Annotated in this window: 25 protein-coding genes and 1 other RNA gene; 11 read left to right on the forward strand and 15 right to left on the reverse strand. The window is 61.4% G+C overall.

Annotation, left to right across the window (positions count from 1 at the left end):
- Window positions 1-305 precede the first annotated feature (305 nt).
- Both nudC and LQK84_RS06340 read right to left on the reverse strand, forming a co-directional pair.
- On the reverse strand, window positions 306-1,268 hold the full coding sequence (gene nudC / locus LQK84_RS06335; protein WP_230827857.1) for an NAD(+) diphosphatase: 963 nt from the start codon (window positions 1,266-1,268) through the stop codon (window positions 306-308).
- A complete protein-coding gene (locus LQK84_RS06340) occupies window positions 1,265-1,675 on the reverse strand; it encodes an HIT family protein (protein WP_442966895.1) in 411 nt (136 codons plus the stop codon). Before LQK84_RS06340 ends, nudC begins: the two co-directional genes overlap by 4 nt.
- A 131-nt stretch (window positions 1,676-1,806) precedes the next feature.
- Between LQK84_RS06340 and ffs the strand changes: the two genes are divergently transcribed.
- The 3 genes from ffs (at window position 1,807) to LQK84_RS06355 (ending at window position 4,194) form a co-directional block, all read left to right on the forward strand.
- Window positions 1,807-1,904, forward strand: an RNA gene (gene ffs, locus LQK84_RS06345) — signal recognition particle sRNA small type.
- Between the two features lie 53 nt (window positions 1,905-1,957).
- Window positions 1,958-3,841: a DNA polymerase III subunit gamma/tau gene (locus LQK84_RS06350; RefSeq protein WP_230827859.1), complete on the forward strand. Its 1,884-nt coding sequence runs from the start codon at window positions 1,958-1,960 to the stop codon at window positions 3,839-3,841.
- Between the two features lie 29 nt (window positions 3,842-3,870).
- Complete coding sequence (locus LQK84_RS06355) at window positions 3,871-4,194, forward strand: YbaB/EbfC family nucleoid-associated protein (protein WP_230827860.1); 324 nt, start codon at window positions 3,871-3,873, stop codon at window positions 4,192-4,194.
- 169 nt (window positions 4,195-4,363) lie between these two features.
- Here the strand turns inward: LQK84_RS06355 and LQK84_RS06360 are convergent, their stop codons facing one another.
- From LQK84_RS06360 to LQK84_RS06370, 3 genes are all read right to left on the reverse strand, one after another.
- Window positions 4,364-4,777: a hypothetical protein gene (locus LQK84_RS06360; RefSeq protein WP_230827861.1), complete on the reverse strand. Its 414-nt coding sequence runs from the start codon at window positions 4,775-4,777 to the stop codon at window positions 4,364-4,366.
- Between the two features lie 133 nt (window positions 4,778-4,910).
- Window positions 4,911-5,324 carry an SRPBCC domain-containing protein gene (locus LQK84_RS06365; protein WP_230827862.1) on the reverse strand — a complete coding sequence of 138 codons (414 nt, stop codon included), beginning with the start codon at window positions 5,322-5,324 and terminating at the stop codon, window positions 4,911-4,913.
- 38 nt (window positions 5,325-5,362) lie between these two features.
- Window positions 5,363-6,397, reverse strand: coding sequence for a histone deacetylase family protein (locus LQK84_RS06370; RefSeq protein WP_230827863.1), 1,035 nt, complete (start codon window positions 6,395-6,397; stop codon window positions 5,363-5,365).
- Window positions 6,398-6,474: 77 nt separating this feature from the next.
- Between LQK84_RS06370 and LQK84_RS06375 the strand changes: the two genes are divergently transcribed.
- Window positions 6,475-6,741: an AbrB/MazE/SpoVT family DNA-binding domain-containing protein gene (locus LQK84_RS06375; RefSeq protein ID WP_230827864.1), complete on the forward strand. Its 267-nt coding sequence runs from the start codon at window positions 6,475-6,477 to the stop codon at window positions 6,739-6,741.
- Window positions 6,738-7,190, forward strand: a complete 453-nt coding sequence (locus LQK84_RS06380; RefSeq protein ID WP_230827865.1) for a type II toxin-antitoxin system VapC family toxin — start codon at window positions 6,738-6,740, stop codon at window positions 7,188-7,190. The genes LQK84_RS06375 and LQK84_RS06380 overlap by 4 nt, the downstream gene beginning before the upstream one ends.
- Here the strand turns inward: LQK84_RS06380 and pheT are convergent.
- The 6 genes from pheT to rpmI form a co-directional block, all read right to left on the reverse strand.
- Window positions 7,187-9,616 (reverse strand): phenylalanine--tRNA ligase subunit beta, encoded by a 2,430-nt coding sequence (pheT, locus tag LQK84_RS06385; RefSeq protein WP_230827866.1) that lies wholly within the window; start codon window positions 9,614-9,616, stop codon window positions 7,187-7,189. The two genes, LQK84_RS06380 and pheT, sit on opposite strands and share 4 nt — an antisense overlap.
- A gap of 48 nt (window positions 9,617-9,664) precedes the next feature.
- Window positions 9,665-9,940 carry a DUF2442 domain-containing protein gene (locus LQK84_RS06390; RefSeq protein ID WP_230827867.1) on the reverse strand — a complete coding sequence of 92 codons (276 nt, stop codon included), beginning with the start codon at window positions 9,938-9,940 and terminating at the stop codon, window positions 9,665-9,667.
- On the reverse strand, window positions 9,921-10,157 hold the full coding sequence (locus LQK84_RS06395) for a DUF4160 domain-containing protein (protein WP_230827868.1): 237 nt from the start codon (window positions 10,155-10,157) through the stop codon (window positions 9,921-9,923). The genes LQK84_RS06390 and LQK84_RS06395 overlap by 20 nt, the downstream gene beginning before the upstream one ends.
- A gap of 4 nt (window positions 10,158-10,161) precedes the next feature.
- Window positions 10,162-11,244 carry a phenylalanine--tRNA ligase subunit alpha gene (gene pheS, locus LQK84_RS06400; RefSeq protein WP_230827869.1) on the reverse strand — a complete coding sequence of 361 codons (1,083 nt, stop codon included), beginning with the start codon at window positions 11,242-11,244 and terminating at the stop codon, window positions 10,162-10,164.
- A 145-nt stretch (window positions 11,245-11,389) separates the two neighbouring features.
- The gene (gene rplT, locus LQK84_RS06405; RefSeq protein WP_230827870.1) at window positions 11,390-11,794 is read right to left on the reverse strand and encodes a 50S ribosomal protein L20; all 405 of its coding nucleotides are present in this window, start codon (window positions 11,792-11,794) and stop codon (window positions 11,390-11,392) included.
- Between the two features lie 39 nt (window positions 11,795-11,833).
- Window positions 11,834-12,037 (reverse strand): 50S ribosomal protein L35, encoded by a 204-nt coding sequence (rpmI, locus tag LQK84_RS06410; RefSeq protein WP_230827871.1) that lies wholly within the window; start codon window positions 12,035-12,037, stop codon window positions 11,834-11,836.
- Between the two features lie 247 nt (window positions 12,038-12,284).
- On the opposite strand from rpmI, the gene recF reads away from it, so the two are divergent.
- The 3 genes from recF (at window position 12,285) to mbfA (ending at window position 15,422) form a co-directional block, all read left to right on the forward strand.
- Window positions 12,285-13,427 carry a DNA replication/repair protein RecF gene (gene recF / locus LQK84_RS06415; protein ID WP_230827872.1) on the forward strand — a complete coding sequence of 381 codons (1,143 nt, stop codon included), beginning with the start codon at window positions 12,285-12,287 and terminating at the stop codon, window positions 13,425-13,427.
- Window positions 13,424-14,233, forward strand: coding sequence for a molybdopterin-synthase adenylyltransferase MoeB (gene moeB / locus LQK84_RS06420; RefSeq protein WP_230827873.1), 810 nt, complete (start codon window positions 13,424-13,426; stop codon window positions 14,231-14,233). Before recF ends, moeB begins: the two co-directional genes overlap by 4 nt.
- Before the next feature lie 202 nt (window positions 14,234-14,435).
- On the forward strand, window positions 14,436-15,422 hold the full coding sequence (gene mbfA / locus LQK84_RS06425; RefSeq protein ID WP_230827874.1) for an iron exporter MbfA: 987 nt from the start codon (window positions 14,436-14,438) through the stop codon (window positions 15,420-15,422).
- Between the two features lie 26 nt (window positions 15,423-15,448).
- On the opposite strand, the gene LQK84_RS06430 is transcribed toward mbfA, so the two are convergent.
- Window positions 15,449-16,339 carry a DMT family transporter gene (locus tag LQK84_RS06430; protein WP_230827875.1) on the reverse strand — a complete coding sequence of 297 codons (891 nt, stop codon included), beginning with the start codon at window positions 16,337-16,339 and terminating at the stop codon, window positions 15,449-15,451.
- Window positions 16,340-16,455: 116 nt separating this feature from the next.
- On the opposite strand from LQK84_RS06430, the gene LQK84_RS06435 reads away from it, so the two are divergent.
- Window positions 16,456-17,844, forward strand: coding sequence for an aminotransferase-like domain-containing protein (locus LQK84_RS06435; protein WP_230827876.1), 1,389 nt, complete (start codon window positions 16,456-16,458; stop codon window positions 17,842-17,844).
- Between the two features lie 75 nt (window positions 17,845-17,919).
- Here the strand turns inward: LQK84_RS06435 and LQK84_RS06440 are convergent, their stop codons facing one another.
- Together LQK84_RS06440 and LQK84_RS06445 are read right to left on the reverse strand one after the other, a co-directional pair.
- Window positions 17,920-18,525 carry a transglutaminase-like cysteine peptidase gene (locus tag LQK84_RS06440; protein ID WP_442966896.1) on the reverse strand — a complete coding sequence of 202 codons (606 nt, stop codon included), beginning with the start codon at window positions 18,523-18,525 and terminating at the stop codon, window positions 17,920-17,922.
- Between the two features lie 116 nt (window positions 18,526-18,641).
- Window positions 18,642-19,433, reverse strand: coding sequence for an alpha/beta hydrolase (locus LQK84_RS06445; RefSeq protein WP_230827877.1), 792 nt, complete (start codon window positions 19,431-19,433; stop codon window positions 18,642-18,644).
- Between the two features lie 173 nt (window positions 19,434-19,606).
- Here LQK84_RS06445 and infC point away from each other — a divergent pair, with 173 nt between their 5' ends.
- Window positions 19,607-20,143, forward strand: coding sequence for a translation initiation factor IF-3 (gene infC / locus LQK84_RS06450; protein WP_230828292.1), 537 nt, complete (start codon window positions 19,607-19,609; stop codon window positions 20,141-20,143).
- Window positions 20,144-20,291: 148 nt separating this feature from the next.
- On the forward strand, window positions 20,292-20,849 hold the full coding sequence (locus tag LQK84_RS06455) for an NADPH-dependent FMN reductase (RefSeq protein ID WP_230827878.1): 558 nt from the start codon (window positions 20,292-20,294) through the stop codon (window positions 20,847-20,849).
- Between the two features lie 280 nt (window positions 20,850-21,129).
- Here the strand turns inward: LQK84_RS06455 and LQK84_RS06460 are convergent, their stop codons facing one another.
- Window positions 21,130-22,563 (reverse strand): NAD(P)(+) transhydrogenase (Re/Si-specific) subunit beta, encoded by a 1,434-nt coding sequence (locus LQK84_RS06460; RefSeq protein WP_230827879.1) that lies wholly within the window; start codon window positions 22,561-22,563, stop codon window positions 21,130-21,132.
- Window positions 22,564-22,578 lie beyond the last annotated feature (15 nt).

Consider the following 22,578-nt stretch of genomic DNA (forward strand, 5'->3'; position numbering starts at 1 on the left):
CGCCCAAAACCACCCAAAGCCGACAAAGAACAACCCAAAAGCCCGGAAAATCAACAACCGGGCTCGAAAAGCTGCGTCTTCAATCCTCAAAATCCCAACAAGTGCGAGTTATGCAATGGTCCCCTTGTGGGAGAGGATAGATCGCCCCAAGAGGCGAAGCCGATTGGTTCGGCGATCTTGGTGAGGGGTAGATTGCGGTAAATGCCAGTGCACGAAAACGAACCCCTCACCGGCGATTTCTAACACTTAGCTAAAGCTAAGATGTTGAAATCGCTTCCTCTCCCACAAGGGGAGAGGAGGGTCTCTCAAGCCTCCGGCCAGTCCAGCCAGTCGCGCATCAGCCGATGCGCAATCGCGCCCTTGGGCGGCGCCGAGCCCGGCTCGCCCATCGTGCGCTTCAGCATCGCCTCTGTTTCCTCGCGCGTGAACCAGCGGCAATCGGCCAGTTCCTTCTGGTCAAAGGTGATGTCGCGGCTTTCCGCCCGGCCGAAACAGCCGATCATCAGCGAATGCGGCACCGGCCAGGGCTGTGACGCATAGATGCGGATCTGCCCGACCTGGATGGCTGCCTCTTCGAAGGTTTCGCGACGCACGGCGTTCTCGATCGTTTCGCCGGGTTCGACAAAGCCCGCTAGGCAGGAATACATGCCCTCGGGAAACTGCACATTGCGCCCCAGCAGGCAGCGATCATTCTCCTCGTCGATCACCAGCATGATGACGACAGGATCCGTGCGCGGGAAAAGCATGTTGCCGCAGGCCTCGCAGGCGCGCTTGTAACCGCCCGCCTTGGCGACCGTCGCCCCGCCGCATTTGCCGCAGAAACGATGCGTCATGTTCCAGTGCACGAGCGAGAAGGCCTGTGCGGCTTCCCCCAGCATCGCGCCTTCGAGAATATTCTCGCGATAGATGCCGCGCGCCGTCGCCGCCTTGTAGAGGTCCGGCAGCTGATCGGGATTGATCTTCACCGGCATGGCGATGCGCGGCTCGCCGGTCTCGCGATGGCCGAGCAGCACGGCATTGTCCGGGTCGGGATCAAGCGCTGCAAGCTCATAAGGCGCAAACAGCGGATCGAGCACCTGCCGGTCATGTTTCAGGATCATGCGGCCGTCGACGATCGCATAGGCGTGCACGCCCTCCGTGGCGAAGGCTCTCTCAAGACAATCGTCGTCACGGTTCTCCGTGTCGCGGATCAGGGCGTTTTCTGCAAAGGCGGTCAGGCTTGACGGCTCCGCATGCGGGGCCGCGAGATCGAAGATCGGACTTTTCATGAACTCAGCGCTTTCAGAATGGTGTCGGCAAGGTGTTTGCGCGCCTCCTGCTCATAGGGTACGGCTTCGCCGAAGCCCCAGATCGGTCCCGGCCAGTTGGCGTCGCCTTCATTGCGCGCGAGAACATGGACGTGAAGCTGTCGCACGATATTGCCGATCGCCGCAACATTGATCTTCGTGCATCGGGTGACGCTTTTGAGCGCACTGGCGACCAGATTGGTCTCGAAGGTCAGCATGGTCTGGTCGAGCGGCGTCAGTTCGAAAATCTCCGAAATGTCAGGGCGCTGCGGGATCAGCGTCAGCCAGGTCCAGCGGCTGTCATCGACAAGGCGCAACTGACACAGGCCAAGATTGGCAACCAGCGTCGCGTTGCGCGTGAGCCGCGCATCGGGTTCGAATTTCTCCAAGGCTGCACTCCCGTCGAATTTTCTTTTGGCGCAAGTGTATGCGTGATTTGCCACTGCCATCAAGCACGCGATACGGGGATTTTTCGTCATTCTGCTTGCATTTCGAATGAAGATTGCCGATATGGAGGTCGGGAGGCTGGTGGTGGACGGACCACTCGCCAACCGGGTCAGGTCCGGAAGGAAGCAGCCCTAACGAGTTCAGGCACGGGTCATCGTGCTGGCCTCCCACCTCTCATCTTGATGAATGCCCGGTTGCCGGGCGAAATTAAAAGGCAACGGGCCATGAGCGGCGGCGAAAAGGACACTCAGGAGCAAACCGGCTACCGGGTCCTCGCGCGCAAATATCGTCCCAAGGATTTCAATGACTTGATGGTCGGCCAGGAGCCGATGGTCAAGACCTTGACCAATGCGTTCGAAAGCGGCCGCATTGCGCAGGCCTATATGCTGACCGGCGTTCGCGGGGTCGGCAAGACGACCACCGCCCGCATTCTCGCCCGCGCACTCAACTACAAGACCGACACGATCGACAAGCCGACGATCGAGCTGAAAGAGCTTGGCATCCATTGCCAGGCGATCATGGAAGGCCGCCATCTCGACGTCGTCGAAATGGACGCTGCCTCCCACACCGGCATCGACGATATCCGCGAGATCATCGAGCAGGTGCGCTATCGCCCGGTTTCGGCGCGCTACAAGGTCTATATCATCGACGAAGTCCACATGCTCTCCACGCAGGCCTTCAATGGCCTGCTGAAGACGCTCGAAGAGCCGCCGGAACATGTGAAATTCATCTTCGCGACGACTGAAATCCGTAAGGTTCCAATTACCGTTCTGTCGCGCTGCCAGCGCTTCGACCTGCGCCGCATTTCTGCGGCCGACCTCGTGCATCTCTTCTCGACCATCGCGGGCAAGGAAGGCATCGAGGCCGAACCTGAAGCACTGGCGATGATCGCGCGCGCGGCCGAAGGCTCGGCTCGCGACGGCCTGTCGCTGATGGATCAGGCGATTGCCCATGGCGGCGGCGCGGTGATTGCCGAGCAGGTCCGCACCATGCTCGGCCTTGCCGACCGAGCCCGCGTGGTCGATCTCTTCGACACATTGGCGCGCGGCGATGCAGCAGCCGCGCTCAATGAATTTGCCGGCCAGTATGAGGCGGGGGCAAACCCCGTTGCCGTGCTCAACGATCTGGCCGATTTCACCCATCTGGTCACGCGCTTCAAATTCGCCCCGGCCTCCGCTGAAGATCCGTCGCTGAGTGAAGCCGAGCGGACGCGCGGCGCGGAATTTTCCAGGACGCTCGCCGTCTCGACGCTGTCGCGCATCTGGCAAATGCTCTTGAAGGGCATTCCGGAAACTGAAAGTGCCGCTCGCCAGCAGGCGGCGGCCGAAATGGTGCTGATCCGCATCGCGCATGCCGCCAATCTTCCCTCGCCGGAAGACGCGGCGCGTCGCCTCGCCGAATACGCCAATGGCAGCGCCGTCGATACGCCATCCGCAACGCGCCCGAATGGCGGCGGTGGCGGGGCCTCCATGCAGGGCGGCGGCCATGTGAATGCCGTCGGCCAGTCGATGAGCCCGCGCGGCTCCACCGGCGGCCCGACCGCCATGCTGCGCGCCGTTCCGAAAGCCGATCCGGTCGCAACACCGCAAACGGCAGCCGAGACGCAACCCGTCGAGGCCCCGCGCGCTGAGCAGCGCGCCGCGCCCGAAATGCTGGTCAAGATCGGCTCGCTGAAGGACATCGTCGAGCTTTGCTCCAAGAACCGCGAACCGGTTCTGCGCACGCTGCTGCGCCAGCATGTGCATATGGTGGGCATCGAGCCCGGCAAGCTGGAAATCCGGCTGGGCGCCGACGCGCCGCGTTCGCTGGTCAACGATCTTCAGGCCCGGCTTGAAAAATGGACCGGCATTCGCTGGCTGGTCATCCTGTCGCGCGACGAGGGCGAGCCGACGCTGGTTCAGCAGGAGGCGATGGAGAAGGAAACCCGTCTCCTCGACGCCCGCGCCGATCCGGATATCGCCGCCATTCTCGAGCGCTTTCCGGGCGCCAAGATCATGGACGTGCGCGTGCGCAAGGACGAGACGGAAGACGAGGAAAACAAGCCGGCGCCCGCCGATGCCGTCACCGAAGAAGGTGACGTGCTTCCCGGCGACGACGTGGAATTCTGATTTCTATTCAATAACATAAGGAGTTGGCTATGCGCGACATCATGGGTATGATGGGCAAGGTCAAGGAAATGCAGTCCAAGATGGAGAAGGTCCAGGCCGAGATCGCTGCCATGGACATCGAAGGCCAGGCCGGTGGCGGCATGGTGACCGTCCATCTCGACGGCAAGGGCGTCATGACCTCGATCAAGATCGATCCGTCCATGTTCAAGGAAGACGACGTCGAAATCCTCGAAGACCTGATCGTCGCCGCCCACAAGGCTGCCAAGGACAAGGGCGAAGCCCAGGCTCAGGCCAAGCTCTCCGAACTCACCGCCGGCATGCCGCTGCCGCCGGGCATGAAGTTCCCGTTCTGAGGACGAGCGCCATGCGGATCGAGCTGGAGCTGGATGCTGCATCTATTTCTTAAATATTTCGTCGGCTAAGCAATCAGCAACGCGCCTGAGCCGCATTGAAAAATGCCGGCCAAAGATCATGGCCGGCAAGGGTCTGGATGATTGATGGTCGCCGCTTGCGGGCTTCGGTTTAGCCGAAGCTCTGCAGGCAGAGCGAGGCGGCCTGACGGGTCGAGTCGTCCTTGATGATGTCGATACCGGCGATCGTGCCATTGTTGACAGAGACCTGAATGGTGCAGCTCTTCCGCTCGGATTTCGCCTCGACCTTGTTCTTCAGCGGATCGCCGATCATGACGCCGCTGACGCCGATGCCGAAGGAGCGTTCGTGCGCAGGCGTGACCTCGTCGCGGGTCACGCTCCATGTGAGCTTGGTGCCGCTGGCGGAGGCGGGTTTGCCGAACCGGCGTTCGAATTCCGCAACCGGCTTGCCTTCCCAGCGCTTGCTTAAATGCCCCTCGGCCTTCGGGCTCTGCGCTGTCTGGCAGGAGGCCAGCAAGGCGATGCTGGCAATGGCGATGAAGGCTCTGTGCAAATGTGTCGGCATGTCCGGTTCCAATCCTGCTTGAAATCGGGAATGGGAAGTTCTCGGTTCCCGTTCCCCTCAGGCAGTAAACCAGATTCGCGGGCGATTTGATCCATCGTCCGCGCAAATCTTCGTCGAAAGCCGTTAGTTCGTGTCAGCCCCGGGGCTTTGCTTCCACATGCCGCTTGAAATTGTCGAGGATCGCCTGCCATCCGGCGCGCTGCATGTCTTCGGGGTACTCACCATCCGAATCAAAGGCGACAGTGACCGTCACCCCGTCGGCATCCTCGACGAAATCGACACGCGCCTTGCGCTCTCCAAACGCATATTCGATCACGGCATAGGGGACGATCCGCGTATAGGTGCCGGCAAAATCGAAGCCCTGCGAGCCGTCCTTTGCCTCCATGCGCGAGGAAAACTGCCCGCCCTCATGCAGTTCCACGGTCGCCTTGGTCGTATGCCAGTCGTCGGAGGCCGCATTCCAGGCCACGATGTCGTCGGGGGTCGTGTAGGCGTGCCAGACGGATGCTATGTCAGCAGCGACTTTCGTTTCGACGGTGATGGTCATGGGCTCTCTCCTCTTTTGTTGATATCAACCTAGAGGAGTTATGCGCCCCCGGCAACGCCCTTCAGGACGTTCGCGACGTTGAGCCCGATCTCCGGCACGCCATAGCCGCCTTCCATGAGCGTCAGCACCGGTACGCCATTGCCCGCAATCATCGCGCCCATCTTGATGAAGTCCGGGCTGGTCAGTTTGAAGAAGCTGATCGGGTCCTTCTCGAACGTATCGACGCCAAGAGACACGACAATCGCCTCTGCGCCATAGGCCTTGATGCGGGAAAGCGCATCGGCCAGCGCCTGCGACCAGACGCTCCAGGGGGTGCCCGGCGGCATCGGATAATTGGCGTTGAAGCCTTCGCCCGGCCCTTCGCCGGTTTCATCCGCATAGCCGAGAAAGTAAGGGAAGGCATCGACCGGATCGCCATGCAGCGAGGCAAAGAAAATGTCGTCGCGGCGATAGGTGATGTCCTGTGTGCCATTGCCATGATGGAAATCGACATCAAGGATGGCCACGCGCTTGGCACCGTGGTCTAGCAGCCGCTGCGCGGCGACGGCCGCATTGTTGATGAAGCAATAGCCGCCATAGGTGTCGATGCCGGCATGGTGGCCCGGCGGACGGCAAAGCGCAAAGCAGCTCTTGTTGCCCTTGTTCAGCCAGTCCGCGCCCTCGAGTGCCGAGGACTGCGACGACAGCGCCGCCTCATAGGAACCCTTGCTGATCGAGGTCTCGACCGAATTGGCATAGTAGCCGAGCGCGCCATCGATATTGCGCGGTACGCGCGCCATCTGGGTGCGCCGCACGGGCAGCGTCACCGGAATGGCCTCGCCGGCAAACCCTTCCGTCGCCCAGCGATCCCAGGCGGTCGCCAGAAATTCGAGATAGCCGCGATCATGCACCTTCATCGCGACGTCGAGATCATGATCGGCTGGCGCAGACACATCCTTGAAGCCGGCCGCCTGCACCGCCTCCAGGATCCACTCCGCCCGAAACGGCCCCTCAAAGGGTTTCACCAGCTCGCCGCCATGCAGTTCAGTCTTGGCGTCGCGCAGCTTGTGCTTCTCGGAATAGATGATCTTCATGGTGTCTCGCAGCTTTGATTGTGGCCGATTGAAGCAAAGGCATTTTCGCACTACCTTTAGGCTCAAAGAGGTTTGCCATGACCATACTCACAGTCAACCCGCAAGGCCAGATCATCGTTGATGAAGACGTGGTGAAGCATCTCGGCGCCAAGCCGGGCGACAGGGTGGAGTTGAACCTTCTGCCGGGCGGAAGGGCGGAGATTGCTGCGGCGGGTGAGCGTAAACTGACATTCAGGGATGTCGAGGGGATGCTTCACGACAGCGCTCAGGGCAAAGTCTTCACGATTGAAGAGATTGACGAGGCAATCGCCGATTCTTGGGCGCGTGCCGGAATTGGCGAATGAATATTGTCGCTGATACCAATGTTCTGGTCCGCGCCTATGTGGGTGACGATATTGAACAGCGCAACACAGCGGCGGCCGTGCTCGCTCAATCGCGGCGCGTTGTCATCACAAACGAAACCATGCTTGAATTCGTCTGGGTTCTTCTGCGGATGTACAAGATGCCCCGCACGAAAGTTCTCGAGGCCGTAAGGTCATTTTTGCATATCGACAACGTCGAAATTGATAGGACGGCGGTCGAGGTGGGTTTGTCATGCCTCCAGCAGGGTGGTGATTTCGCCGATGGCGTCATCGCGTATGAGGGCCGCAGGCAGGGCGGCGAAACCTTCGTTTCCTTCGATAGAAAAAGCTGTCCACCTGCTCGATCGCCAAGGTTACGCAACGCAGTTGCTGACGTGAAAAGGCCCGACCTTTCGGCCGGGCCTCGCATTCCGATTGATGCTGGGCGTTAAGCCCGCAGCGTCCCGCCCGTCGTCTTCTCGACATTGGCGATGATGCGCTTGGTCAGGCCGTCGAAATCCTCGTCCGTCAGCGTGCGTTCCGCCGGCTGGATCGTCACTTCGATGGCGACCGACTTCTTGTCGGCACCGAGCGATGCGCCTTCGAAAATGTCGAAGACATTGACCGCGCCGATCAGCTTGCGGTCGGCAGAGGCCGCGGCGCGGATGATCGCGCCGGCTTCCACCGACTTGTCGACCACGAAGGCGAAGTCGCGGCGCACAGCCTGGAAAGGCGAAAGTTCCAGCACAGGCTTGGTCTTGGTAGCCTTCTTCTTCGGCTCGGGGATCGCGTCGATATAGACCTCGAAGCCGCAAAGCGCGCCGCCAACGTCCAGTGCATCGAGCGCCTTCGGATGGAACTCGCCAAACGTGCCGAGGATCACCTTCGGACCCATCTTGATCGTGCCGGAGCGGCCGGGGTGATACCAGTCCGGTCCACCCTTTTCGATCTGCACGTTGCCCATCGGCATGCCGCAGGCTTCGAGCACCGCCAGCGCATCGGCCTTGGCATCGTAAACGTCGACAGCCTTGCCGCCGCCCGCCTTGCCGTTCGACCACATCCGGCCGGCCCCGGCGAGCGTTGCCGTGCCGCGACGCACGCCGCCGGCCACGCGACGCTGGCCTTCCGGCCGGTCGCTTTCATAGGTGCCCGACACTTCGAACAGCGCCACGTCGCCATAGCCACGCGCCGCATTGCGCTGCGCTGCCGAAAGCAGGCCGGGCAGGAGCGAGGGACGCATGTCCGACATGTCGGCGGCAATCGGGTTGGAAAGCTTCAGGGCAGCGCTGCCGCCGCCGAAAAGGGTGGCGTGTTCGGCCGGAATGAAGGACCAGGTGACAGCCTCGCCCATGCCGCGCGCGGCAAGAGCCCGCTTGGCCGCGCGGGTGCGGATCTGCAGCGTGGTCAGGATCTTGCCGTTGACCACGCCATGGCTGTCAAGCGGCTGTGCCTTGACCTGTTCGACGCCATGGATGCGCAGCACTTCTTCGACGAGATCGGCCTTGCCATCCACATCCGGACGCCAGGACGGGACCGAAACCTTCAGCTGTTCGCCCGAACCCTCAACGCCGAAGCCGAGCTTGACGAGAATGTCGCGCGATTCCTTTGCCGGCACATCGATGCCCGTCAGGCGCTTCACCTCGGAAACCGGGAAGTTGATCGACTTTGCCTTGTAGCCGGCATAGCCGACGACATTGGCCTCGGCTGCGACGCCGCCGCAAAGCTCCAGCACCAGTTCGGTCGCGCGCTCAAGGCCGGCCACCATATATTCCGGGTCGACGCCACGCTCGAAGCGATAGCGCGCATCGGTGATGATGCCATGTTCGCGACCGGACTTGGCGATGTTCAGCGGGTCCCAAAGCGCGGATTCGACCAGAACATCCACCGTGTTCTCATCGCAGCCCGAATGCTCGCCGCCCATGATGCCGGCGATGGATTCCACGCCCTTGTCATCGGCGATGACAACATTGGCCGGATTCAGCTCATATTCGCGCGTATCGAGCGCCAGCACCTTTTCGCCAGCCTTGGCGCGGCGAACGACGAGATTGCCGGCAACCTTGGCAGCGTCGAAGACGTGCAGCGGACGCGCCTGATCGAAGGTCATGTAATTGGTGATGTCGACCAGTGCATTGATCGGACGAAGGCCGATCGCGGTCAGCCGCTTCTGCATCCATTGGGGCGAGGGGCCGTTCTTGACACCGCGCACGAGGCGAAGCGCAAAGCCGGGGCAGAGATGCGTGTCGTCGGATGCGAAGTCGAGCTTGACCTCGACCGGCGTCTTGCCCTCGACCTTGAAAGCCGGCGCCTTGCGGGTCTTCAACGTGCCGAGACCGGCAGCGGCGAGATCGCGCGCAATGCCATAAACGCCCGTGCAATCCGGCCGGTTCGGCGTCAGGTTGATCTCGATGACCGGATCGTCAAGGCCTGCATAGGCGGCGTAAGAGGTCCCAAGCGGCGCATCCGCCGGCAGATCGATAATGCCGTTGTGATCGTCTGAAACCATCAGCTCCTTCTCGGAGCACATCATGCCGTGGCTCTCGACGCCCCGGATCTTGCCGACGCCGAGCGTGACATCGATGCCGGGAACGTAAGTGCCGGGTTCCGCAAGCGCGCCGATCAGGCCTGCCCGCGCATTCGGCGCGCCGCAGACGATCTGGATCAGCTTGCCATCGCCCTTGTCGACGCCAAGCACCTTCAGCCGATCGGCTTCGGGATGCTTTTCGGCGGTGACGATCTTGGCAATGGTGAAAGGCTTGAACGCCGCACGATCATCGACATCCTCGACCTCAAGGCCGATGGCCGTCAGCTTCTCGCAGATCTGATCCAGCGTGGCGTCGGTTTCAAGGTGATCCTTGAGCCAGGAGAGTGTGAATTTCATCGTCTTGCCTTCAAAATAATCGGATCGTCTGACGCTAAGCTTCTATGCTCACGCCACCTTCCTCGGTTCCGTTGCGCCGGGTGCTTTTGAGCCGAGAAACATGCTCTTGATCGAGATGCCTTCGTCAACAGCAGTCCACCAGATGCCCTCGAACATCAGTTCGATGTCGTTCAGCTGATCGTGGCTAAGCCCCTGCAGGAAGGGATACCACCAGAGCGGCGCGGAAATAGTCCTGCCGTCGAACAGGGTGACGTGCACATCATGCTCGTCGCACCATGCCTTCACCGGGCGCATTTCCTCGGTTTCAAATTCCAAAGAAGCCATTCCATGCCTCCATCCATTCCTTGCGATGTTCGGCAATCACTGCCAGCACACGCTCGATCTCGCGATCAGTGTAACCGACATTCCTTGACACTTCCATTCGCTCGAGCCAGACCTTCAGCGACTTGCCGTCCTTGACGACATGAACATGTGGCGGTTCTCCGCGATCGAGCGCGTAGAACCTGAATTTATAGCCGTGCCATATCAAAAGGGTCGGCATGGCCTCACGCGCTCAACCCCCCGAACAGCGTCGGCATGTCAAGCGGGCGGAAGCCATAGTGGTTGATCCAGCGGATATCGGCGTTGAAGAAGTCGCGAAGATCCGGCATGCCGTATTTCAGCATGGCGATGCGGTCGAGGCCCATGCCCCAGGCGAAGCCCTGATACTCGTCCGGATCGATGCCGCCGAAGCGCAGCACGTTCGGATGCACCATGCCGCAGCCGAGGATTTCCATCCAGTCCTTGCCTTCGCCGAACTTCACGACGGGGCCCGAACGGTCGCACTGGATATCGACCTCGAAGGACGGCTCCGTGAAGGGGAAGAAGGACGGGCGGAAGCGCATGGTCACGCTGTCGACTTCGAAGAAGCTCTTGCAGAACTCTTCCAGCACCCAGCGCAGGTTCGCCACATTCGCCTTCTTGTCGATGACAAGCCCTTCGACCTGATGGAACATCGGCGAATGCGTCGCGTCGCTATCCTGGCGATAGGTCTTGCCGGGAATGATGATGCGGATCGGCGGCTTCTGCGCTTCCATCGTCCGCACCTGCACGGGCGAGGTATGTGTTCGCAGAACCTTGCGCTCGCCATTCTCGTCGGCCGGGAAGAAGAACGTGTCGTGCATTTCGCGCGCCGGATGGCCGACGGGGAAATTCAGGGCGGTGAAGTTATAATAGTCGGTCTCGACATCCGGACCTTCGGCAATCGAGAAGCCCATGTCGCCGAAAATGGCGGAGATCTCGTCAACGATCTGCGTGATCGGATGGATGCGGCCAAGCTCTGCCGGCGAGGTGCGCACGGGCAGCGACACGTCGACGCTTTCGGCGGCAAGGCGCGCGGCAATGGCGGCGTCCTTAAGCGCGCTCTTGCGTTGCGTGATCCGCTCGGTGATCTCGTTCTTGAGCACGTTGATGGCGGCACCGCGCGTCTGGCGCTCTTCCGGGCTCATCGCGCCCAGCGTCTTCAGGAGCTCGGAAACCGAACCCTTCTTGCCCAGCGCATTGACGCGGACGGCTTCGATTGCCGCTTCGTCGGCCGCTGCCTCGATTTCGTTCAGCAGCGTGGATTTCAGACTTTCAAGATCGGACATGCATCTCACCGTCTTTGGATGTTGCGTCATGGAGAAAGCTGGTTAGCCCGCCTTCATGACGCCTGAAACAAGAAAAACCCGCGCTAGCCCTGCCAGCGCGGGTTTCCCAATATTTGTCTCAAATAAGCTTGGGAAGCGCTGGAACTTAACGTACCGCGCCTTCAAACTCACCGGTCGTGCCGGCAGTCTTGAGATATTCAAGAGCCTTCTTCGATGCGGCAACGAGGGCAGCAAATGCTTCCGGCTCATGGATTGCCATGTCGGACAGAACCTTGCGGTCAACTTCGATGCCAGCCTTGTGCAGGCCATCCATGAAGCGGCCATAGGTCAGGCCCTGTTCGCGGACAGCGGCGTTGATACGCTGGATCCACAGAGCGCGGAAATTGCGCTTGTTGATCTTGCGGTCCTTGTACGCCCACTGCTTGGAACGATCAACGGCAGCCTTTGCGGTGCGGATCGTGTTCTTGCGGCGGCCGTAGAAACCCTTGGCCTGCTTGAGTACTTTTTTGTGCTTGGCGTGCGAGGTGACGCCTCTCTTTACACGTGCCATGTCATGATCTCCTTAAAGCTTTGAAAACGCTGCTCAGTCTCAGAGACCGTTGGGCAGGTAATTCTTGATGACCTTCTTGCCATCCGGCTCCGCCAGCACCATCGTGCCGCGTGCGTCGCGGATGAACTTGTTGGTCCGCTTGATCATGCCATGGCGCTTGCCAGCGGCAGCCGCCTTGACCTTGCCCGTAGCGGTGATCTTGAACCGCTTCTTGGCAGACGATTTCGTCTTCATCTTGGGCATTTTGCTACTCCGTTCTTGGTGTGGTTTCGGAAATGGCTGATGAGGCCTTTTCACAAGCATTTAGAACGGCCACGGCATGCCCTGCCGGACCGTTCGGACGGGGGCTTATAACCGCGCTCCCGCAAATACGCAACCGCCCGCGCAAGGAATCTTCTGTGCGGCAAGGATTTGCGGCTGCAAGCGGGCTTTGCCTTGGCCTTGCCCACCTGCTATCCGTCGCAGCCGAGCCAATCAAGTCCCGTGAGACATGCCCGAAAAGACCGCAATCCATCGCCTGGCGCTGACCGACTTTCGAAACTATGCCTCGGCCGGGCTGCGTTTCGATGGCCGCCATGTCGTGCTGACCGGCGATAACGGCTCGGGCAAGACCAATCTCATGGAGGCGGTCTCCTTCCTGTCGCCCGGCCGGGGCTTCCGCCGTGCGGCCTATTCCGAAGTCGTGCGCAATGGTGCGGAGGCGGGCTTCACCGTCTTTGCCGCCGTCGAAGGCATGAATGGCGAGGCCGATATCGGCACTGGCACGGAAACGGGGCCGGAAGGCGCGGTTTCGCGCCGGCTGCGCGTCAACGGCGTCTCGGCCCCCGCCATCGATGACCTGCTCGACCACCTGCGCATCCTTTGGCTGACGCCATCCATGGATGGCCTCTTCACCGGCGGCTCCTCCGACCGCCGCCGCTTTCTGGACCGCCTCGTTCTCTCCATCGATCCGACCCACGGTCGCCGCGCCAGCGATTTCGAGCGCGCCATGAAAAGCCGCAACCGGCTGCTCTCGGAAAACCGCTGGGATACGACCTGGCTCGACGGGCTGGAAGAGCAGATGGCAGGCCTCGGCGTCGCCATCATGCTGGCGCGGCGCGAAATGCTGGGCCTGCTTGCGCGACTGGTGGAGGAGGGTGCACCGGAAACGGCCTTCCCGGTTCCCGCCCTGTCGCTCGCCGGCTTTATGGATGAAGATGGCGAAGGCCGTGTGGCTGCCGATCTCGAAGACGATTACCGCCTCGCGCTCGGCCGTGACCGCCCGCGTGATGCGGCAGCCGGCCGCACGCTGGAAGGCCCGCACAAGACCGATCTTCTCGTGCGCCATCGCGCCAAGGATATCGAGGCCGAACGCTGCTCGACCGGAGAGCAGAAAGCCCTGCTTGTCGGCCTCGTTCTCGCCCATGCCCGCCTTGCCGCCCGCATGACCGGCCATGCGCCGATCCTGTTGCTGGACGAGATTGCCGCACATCTGGATGAAAACCGCCGCGCCACGCTTTTCGATCTCGTCCACGATATCGGCGGACAGGCTTTCATGACCGGCACGGATGCGGCAATGTTCAAGAGCCTGGGCGAGCGCGCGGAATTCTTCCGCGTCAGCAACGGCACGGTCACGCGGGAGGATGCGCCATGAGCATGGGCGAAACTGTTGAACCGCTTTCGAAGGACGAGATCGGCCGCTATGCGCGCCATATCGTCCTGTCGGAAATCGGCGGGCCGGGTCAGCAGAAGCTGAAAGCCGCCCGCGTGCTGGTCATCGGCGCCGGCGGGCTCGGCGCGCCGCTCATCCAGTATCTCGCCGCCGCGGGCATAGGCACGATCGGCATTTGCGACGACGACACCGTGTCGCTCTCCAATCTCCAGCGTCAGGTCATCCACACGACGGATCGCATCGGCGAGGCAAAGACCGCCAGTGCCGCCGCCGCCGTTGCCGCCATCAATCCGCATGTCAAAGTCATCCGCCATGACCTGCGCCTGAGTGCCGAAAATGCGCCGGACCTGCTGGCCGGTTACGATCTCATGGCCGACGGCTCCGACAATTTCGCCACCCGCTATCTCTGCGCCGATATGGCCGAAAAGGCCGGCATTCCTTTGGTGACGGGCGCGGTCGGCCGTTTCGATGGCTCCGTCACTGTGCTGAAGCCCTATGAACAGGGTGCGGATGGCCGTTTGTTACCCGGCTATCGCGATCTCTTCCCCGAGCCGCCGCCGGAAGGCATGGTGCCCACCTGCGCCGAAGCCGGCGTTCTGGGCGCCGTCACCGGCGTCATCGGCACGCTGATGGCCATGGAAGTCATCAAGCTCGTCACCGGCGCGGGCGACCCGCTGGTTGGCCGGCTGCTGCTCTATGATGGGCTCTCCGCCCGCTTCGATACGGTGCGCTACAAGCGCCCGGCCTCCTCTCCCCTTGTGGGAGAGGAAGGAAAATCAGCATCTTAGCTTCAGCTAAGTGCTAGATTTTCCAGGTGAGGGGTCACGATTCAAACCCGGCATCTGCCACAATTCACCCCTCACCAAGCTCGCCAGACCAATCGGCTGTGCCTCTTGGGGCGAGCTATCCTCTCCCACAAGGGGAGAGGATAAGCGTTGACTGCGCGGGGATGAGTGTCTAGATTAGAATTATTCTAAAAAGGACCTCCCCATGATTGCCCGACTTTTTGACCGCTCCAAGAAGCGTGACTTTTCCAGCCTGAGCGAAGCTGAAATCCTCGCGCTTGCCATCTCGTCCGAAGAGGACGATGCGCGCATCTATCTGGCCTATGCCGACAAGCTGCGTGCGCAATATCCGCAATCGGCCAAGGTCTTTGATGACATGGCGGAGGTGGAGAATACCCATCGCCGCATGCTGATCGACATGTTCGAAAGCCGTTTCGGCACGCGCATTCCGCTGATCCGCCGCGATCATGTGCGCGGCTTCTACGAGCGCTCGCCGGACTGGCTGATGGAAACGAAGACGCTGGACGATATGCGCGAGGAGGCAGAGCGCATGGAGCAGGGCGCCTATCGCTTCTATCTCGAAGCGCAGAAGCTGGCGCAGGACACCGGCATCCGCAAGCTGCTGGGCGATCTGGCGCTTGCCGAACAGGGCCATAGCGATGTCGCCTCGATGCTGGAAGAAAAGCATCTGCCGGACGACGCCCGCTCGGAGGAGGACGAGACGGCCCGACGGCAGTTCGTGCTGACCTATGTGCAGCCTGGCCTTGCCGGCCTCATGGACGGTTCGGTCTCTACGCTCGCGCCGATCTTCGCGGCGGCCTTCGCGACGCAGGATACGACGCAGACCTTCCTCGTCGGCCTCTCGGCCTCTGTGGGCGCTGGCATTTCCATGGGCTTCACGGAAGCCGCCCATGACGACGGCAAGCTGTCCGGTCGCGGTTCGCCGATCAAGCGCGGTCTGGCTTCTGGCATCATGACGGCGCTCGGTGGTCTCGGCCATACGCTGCCCTACCTCATCCCGAACTTCCTGACGGCGACGATCACGGCCATTGCCATCGTGTTCATCGAACTCTGGGCGATTGCCTTCATCCAGAACAAATATATGGACACGCCGTTCCTCCGCGCCGCCCTTCAGGTCGTCGTTGGCGGCGGGCTGGTTCTGGCGGCGGGCATTCTCATCGGGAATGCATAAAGCGTGTTTGAACGCGGCGCCTGCTCTCAGGCGCTGCGTCTTGCCGCGACCACGCATGCCACGACGGCAACGGTGATCGCTATCATCGCGCCGGAAATTGCTTCCCCGAGAAACAGGAAGGCGATGACGAAGGAAAAGAACGGCTGCGTCAGCTGCAGCAGGCCGACCGAGGCTGTCCCGCCAAGCGCCAGCCCGCGATACCAGAACACAAAGCCGACCAGCATCGCCATCAGCCCGGCATAGATGAGCCCCAGCCAGGATGCGGCGTGCACGGCGTGAAAATCGGCGGGCGCATAGAAGAACGACAGCGCCAGCATCAGCGGCATGCCGAGCACCAGCGCCCACGAGATCGCCTGCCAGCCGCCCAGCCGCCGCGTCAGGTGCGCACCTTCCGCATAGCCATAGCCGCACACCGTCACGCCGATGAGCATGAAGAGATCCGGCACCGACAGGGCCAGTCCGTTGGAGAAAAACGCGTAGCCGACGACCAGCGCGCTTCCCGCCACAGCAAAGAGCCAGAAGCGCAGCTTTGGTCTCTCGCCGCCGCGCAAGACGCCGAAGATCGCGGTCATCAGCGGCAGCAGTCCGATGAACATCGTTCCATGCGCTGAGGGCACGATCTGTAGCGAAAAGGCGATCATCAGCGGCCAGATCACCACGACGCCCAAAGTGACGCCAAGGAGCGGCAGCAGATCGCGTCTCTCCGGTCGCTTCGCCTTCAGCGCGAAAAGCAGGATAGCCCCGAGGGCGCCGGCAATCACTGCTCGTGCGCCAGTGACAAAGACCGGATCGAAATCCGCGACCGCCGCGCGTGTGGCCGGCAATGAACCGGAAAAGACGAGAACGCCTAGAAAGCCGTAGATCAGGCCCTTCGTTTTGTCGCTGAGCGGTGGCGCGGTGATGGCAATATCGGTCATGTCCTGTCTCCTTGTCTCTCCGAAATGCCGCAAAGCCCAGCCGTCGAACAGACACAGTTGAAGACAGTTTTCAAAAACTGTACTGATACGAAGAACGGTACAGAGGAGCGAGCGCCATGGCATCGGGGCAATGCGAGAAGGTGATGACGCTGATCCGCGAGCGGATTTCCGCCCGCGCGCTTCTTCCGGGCGAGAAGCTGCCTTCCGTGCGCAGCCTTGCGGCAAGCACCGGCATTTCCAAATCGACAGTCGTCGAGGCCTATGACCGGCTGACGGCCAGCGGCCTCATCGAGCCGCGGCGCGGGGCGGGCTTCTATGTCGGCAATCAGCCCGTTCCCCATTCGCTCAAGACAGCGACTCGCCCGGCTGAGCGCGCCATCGATCCGCTCTGGATGTCGCGGCAGGCGCTGGAGCCGCGTCCCGGCATGGTCTCGCCCGGCTGCGGCTGGCTGCCGGAAAGCTGGATGCCGCAGGAGATCATTGCCCGTGCGCTACGCACGCTCGCCCGCAACGGCGGCGCGCAACTGACCGATTATTCCGAGCCGAAGGGTTTTGCGCCGCTCCGCCAACTCCTTGCCCGCCGTCTGGCGACGCGCGACATCAAGGCTGGGGCGGAGGAGGTCGTGCTGGCCGATTCCGCCTCGGCCGCGCTCGATCTCGTGCTGCGCTTCCTGACCGAGCCGGGCGATACGATCCTCGTCGACGACCCTTGCTATTTCAATTTTCTGGCGGGGCTGAGGGCCAACCGACTGCGGGTCGTTTCCGTCCCCTTCGGCGCCGGTGGGCCGGATGTCGCGGCCTTCGCGCATCTGGCAGAGACCGAGCGTCCGCGGCTTTATCTCACCAATGCCGGTGTCCAAAACCCGACCGGCTGGAAGCTCTCACCCGTCACCGCGCATAAGGTCCTGAAGCTCGCTGAGCGGCATGATCTTCTCATCGTCGAGGACGACATTTTCGGCGATCTCGAAGGCGAGCCCGCGCCGCGCTATGCCGCCATGGACGGGCTTGAGCGCGTCATTGTCATCGGCAGTTTTTCCAAGACGCTCTCGGCCGCCTTCCGCACCGGCTATGTCGCCATGAGACCCGACTGGGTGGAGGATTTCACCGATTTCCGCATCGCCAGCCGCTTTGGCGGCAACCAGATGACGGAGGCGCTGGTGCATGCGGTGCTTTCGGATAGCGCTTATCGTCGCCATCTCGATGGCCTGCGCAACCGGCTTGTCGCCAGCGGCGACGCGGTGGGGCGGCAATTGGAGGCGCTGGGCTTCGAGCGCGTCAATCCAACGCTCGGCGGCTTCTTCCTCTGGTGTCGGCTGCCGGATGGGCTGGGGGCGGTGGCTCTGTCAAAGGCGGCACTTGAACACGGTCTGGTGCTGGCGCCGGGCAATGTCTTCAGCCATTCCGGCAATGCGTCCGACATGATGCGCTTCAATGTCGCCCAATGCGACAACGCGCAGGTCTTCACGCTGCTTCAATCGACGCTCGGCGAGATCCGCAAAAAATGAGAGGGCCGCCATGTCCCCACAGGCGGCCCTCCATCACGTCCTTCCCCCTCCAGAAAAGGACGCTACATTTGACGTTTACTTCCGAAGCGCGCCGACGAGCACGTCGCCGCCATTCTCGATCGTGACCCACTGGCCCGAATTGGCCGTCGATTGACGCTTGAGGTAATGATAGGGCGTGTCCGTCCAGAGCTTCACTTCGTTGTCGAGATTGTCGAGAATGAAATCGCCCTGTGCGGTGCGGACCGTCAGCACGGCATGGCCTTCGCCATCCGGCTTGCGGACAACGGTGATCAGCAGCGTGTTGACCGGAAAGCCCTTCTCGATCAGCATCTTGCGCTTCAGGAGAACGAAATCCTCGCAGTCGCCGGCATCGACCGGATAGGCCCAGACTTCGTCGCGGCCATAAAGCTCCATGTCGGTCATCGGCACGATGGTCGAGTTGACGTGGTAGTTGATGTCGCGGATCGTCTGCCAGCCAAAGCTCGTGAGCTTCGGCGCGGTCTGGTCCGAAGACTTCACGCTGCACTCGTCCTGATGGCTCTGGCAGAATTCATAATGGCCGATCGGCTGCGACGTGACATTGCCCGTACGCATGGCAGCAGGCGCAGTGCCAACCGCATTGGCAGCCGACGCCAGCGATACTGCCAGGGCGAAAAACGCAAAACCAAGCCTGAATGCCATCACAGGAACCCTTCAATTCTTAACAAACAGTTAAGAACCTGAGGCCCGAAGAGTCAATTACAAGGCTTGGCAGCTCCCGGCATTCTTCCAGACATGGTTAAAATTGCAACGAATTGTTAACCATGTTCCGCCGGCAGAAGTGCCTTGAGCGCCCGCCGCATCAGCGCCAGATCCTCCGGCCGCGACAGCCGGTGGTCGCCATCCTTGACGAGGCTGATGACGACATCGTCGGCCGGCAGATGCTCGACCAGCTTCATCGCATGCCGCCACGGCACGTCTGGATCGTTCATGCCCTGCAGGATGTGCACGGGGCAGCCGGTCTCGATAATGCCCGTCAGCACCTGGTTTGCCCTGCCGTCTTCCATCAGCTTGGCGGTGAAGATGTTGGGCTCGGGCGAATACTCGGAATGCTCTTCGAAATATCCCTTCTCGGCGAGCTCCCTGCGCTCCTTCTCTCCCAGCGATGGCTCGATCAGGTCGATGGTGAAATCGGGAGCCGGCGCAATCAGCGCCATGCCCTCGACCGTCGCCGTCTTCGACTTGCGAAGCTCCGCCACTGCGCGTAGCGCGATCCAGCCGCCCATCGAGGAGCCGATCAGGATGAGACGCTTGAAGCCCGTGTGTGCAATCACGGCCAGCGCCTCGTCCAGCCAGCGTGAGATCGTCCCGTCGCGGAATTCTCCGCCCGACTCGCCATGGCCGGAATAGTCGAGGCGGAGACAGGCAAGCCCGTGGTCGCGGGCGAAGCTTTCAAGCTCCAGCGCCTTCGTTCCCTTCATGTCGGAGCGGTATCCGCCGAGCCAGACGAGAAGCGGCCTGTCCCTTGCTCCATCGCTCAGGCGCCAGGCAATATCGCGGGCTTCGCTGCCTGCTCCAACTGTCAGGAATTGAGGTTTTTCGTCCGCCATTGCGCCTCTCCGCTTGAAATTATGACTGCCATACAACAGATTCGAGGAAATAAGCACAGATGGTGATTTTTCCGGCGAACCATGCTATTGACTCGCGCACGTGAAAGCACACATTGCAGCGGACACAAAATCCCCGCACACGTTTTCGGAAACAATTTGAGGAGAATACGACCATTCGCAGACCATTCAAAGCCGACGCCCCCGTAAAGGACGGGCCTCGCGCTAACCGGGAAATTCGCCTGCCCCGCATTCAGCTCATCAATGAAGAAGGCGAGAACCTGGGCGTTGTGCCCACGGACGAGGCATTGAAGATGGCGGAAGAGGCGGGACTCGATCTCGTCGAAATCTCGCCAAATTCCGAACCGCCGGTCTGCAAGATCCTCGACCTCGGCAAGCTGAAATACGCCAACCAGAAGAAGGCGGCCGAAGCGCGCAAGAAGCAGAAGATTGTCGAGATCAAGGAAATCAAGATGCGTCCCAACATCGACACCCATGACTATGAGGTGAAGATGAAGGCCATGAACCGCTTCTTCGAAGAAGGTGACAAGGTCAAGGTGACGCTGCGTTTCCGTGGTCGCGAAATGGCGCATATGGAACTCGGCATGAAGCTGCTGATGCAGGTCAAGGAAGACACCGTCAACATCGCCAAGGTCGAAGCCGAGCCGAAGCTCGAAGGCCGCCAGATGATGATGGTCCTTGCTCCGAAGTGATCGACCGATCAGCGACCATGTGGGCCTAGCCGCCCGATGTTCGAAAGAAGCCGTCCATCCGGGCGGCTTTTTTGTTGTGATGCGTTGGCACAATCGACCGGGACGGCGTTATGCTGGGGTCGGATATTTCCAGACAGAGAGGACACACATGACGAAACTGATCGGTATTTCGGGCAGCCTGCGCAAGGGCTCGTTGAACTCGGCGCTGCTCCGCGCAGCCGTTGGCGTCATGCCGGAAGGCGCGGAACTGGAGATCGGCACGATCCGCGGCATCCCGCTCTATGACGGCGATCTCGAAGCCGAAAGCGGCATTCCCGAGGCCGTCACGGTTCTGAAGGAGAAGATCGTCGCGGCCGATGGCCTGCTGCTCGTCACGCCCGAATACAACAATTCCATCCCCGGCGTTTTCAAGAATGCCATCGACTGGCTCTCGCGCGGCCCCGGCGGCGCCAGCATCGCCTTCCGCAACAAGCCCATCGCCATCATCGGCGCCTCACCCGGCGGCTTCGGCACGATCCTGTCGCAAAACGCCTGGCTCCCCATCATGCGCACCTTCGGCGCGGATCTCTGGATGGGTGGTCGGCTCATGGTCTCGCATGCCGACAAGGTGTTCGACGGGGAGGGGAATATGGTCGATGACAAGGTGAAGGAACAGCTCGCCGGCTTCATGAAGGGCTTTGCTGAGCATATGGCGGGGCGGAAGTAACCGTTCGTCTCCGCTTCCTTCGTGGAAGAGGTCAGTCAGAGCTCCCCACACACCGTCATGCCGGACTTGATCCGGCATCCAGCGCGCGATGTCCATCGCGCAGGAGACTCTCAAGAGCCGCAGCGAGAGAAATAAAGAGTCCTTTCAGCCCGCAGACGCGGGCTGGCTGGATCCCGGATCAAGTCCGGGATGACGGAGAAGACGAGAGCGTCGCGTCCCCAAAAACAAAAAATCCCCGGTGTCGCCACCGGGGATCTGAAGCGTCACACGCTGCGGCAGATCAATTGATCAACGGCAGCAGCTTGTTGATCGAGTCCTTCGCGTCGCCGTAATACATGCGGGTATTGTCCTTGTAGAACAGCGGGTTCTCGATGCCGGAATAGCCCGTGCCCTGGCCGCGCTTGGAGACGAAGACCTGCTTGGCCTTCCAGACTTCCAGAACCGGCATGCCGGCGATCGGGGAGTTGGGGTCTTCCTGGGCGGCCGGGTTGACGATGTCGTTGGAGCCGATGACGATGACGACATCCGTGTTCGGGAAGTCATCGTTGATTTCGTCCATTTCCATCACGATGTCGTAAGGCACCTTGGCTTCGGCCAGCAGCACGTTCATGTGGCCCGGCAGACGGCCCGCGACCGGGTGGATCGCGAAGCGCACTTCCTTGCCGGCTGCGCGGAGCTTCCGGGTCAGTTCGGACACCGCCCCTTGCGCCTGCGCAACCGCCATGCCGTAGCCCGGCACGATGATGACGCTATCCGCATCGTTGAGCGCAGCAGCCACACCTTCCGTATCGATGGCGATCTGCTCGCCTTCGACCGCCATGGCCGGACCTGACGTTCCGCCAAAGCCGCCGAGGATGACGGAGACGAAGGAGCGGTTCATCGCCTTGCACATGATGTAGGAGAGGATCGCACCCGAGGAACCGACCAGCGCGCCGACGACGATCAGAAGGTCGTTCGACAGCGAGAAGCCGATGGCCGCCGCAGCCCAGCCCGAATAGGAATTGAGCATCGAGACGACGACCGGCATGTCGGCGCCGCCGATGCCCATGATCAGGTGATAGCCGATGAAGAGGGCGGCGAGCGTCATGATGACGATGGCAAGCGTCGAACCGGTCGACAGATAGACGAAGAGCAGGACGAGCGAGATGATCGCGGCAGAGGCGTTCAGCACATGGCCGCCCGGCAGCTTCTTCGCCTTGCCATCCAACTTGCCGGCCAGCTTGCCGAAGGCGATGACCGAGCCGGTAAAGGTCACGGCACCGATGAAGATGCCGAGGAAGGTCTCGACGCGGAGAATGTTGATCTCGACCGATGTCTTATGCGCAATCACGGCGGCAAATCCGGTCAGCGCGTGGCGCGCCGCCTCGTCCATGCCCGCGATGCGGATCAACTCGATATGCGTGTTGAAGCCGATCAGGACGGCTGCAAGACCGACGAGCGAATGCATGGCAGCCACCAGCTGCGGCATTTCGGTCATCTGCACGCGCTGCGCAACGACCCAGCCGATGCCGCCGCCTATGACGATCATGACCAGCGAAATCAGCCAGTTGCCGGCACCCGGACCATAAAGCGTCGCGAGAACCGCAAGCGCCATGCCGACAATGCCGTACCAGACCGCGCGCTTGGCGCTTTCCTGTCCCGAAAGCCCGCCCAGCGACTGAATGAAGAGGACGGCCGCGACCACATAGGCCGCCGTGGTAAATCCATATTCCATGGTTCAGTCTCCCCC

This window comes from Rhizobium sp. C4 (genome assembly GCF_021026315.1).
In the GTDB taxonomy this organism is placed as follows: Bacteria; Pseudomonadota; Alphaproteobacteria; order Rhizobiales; family Rhizobiaceae; genus Ensifer_A.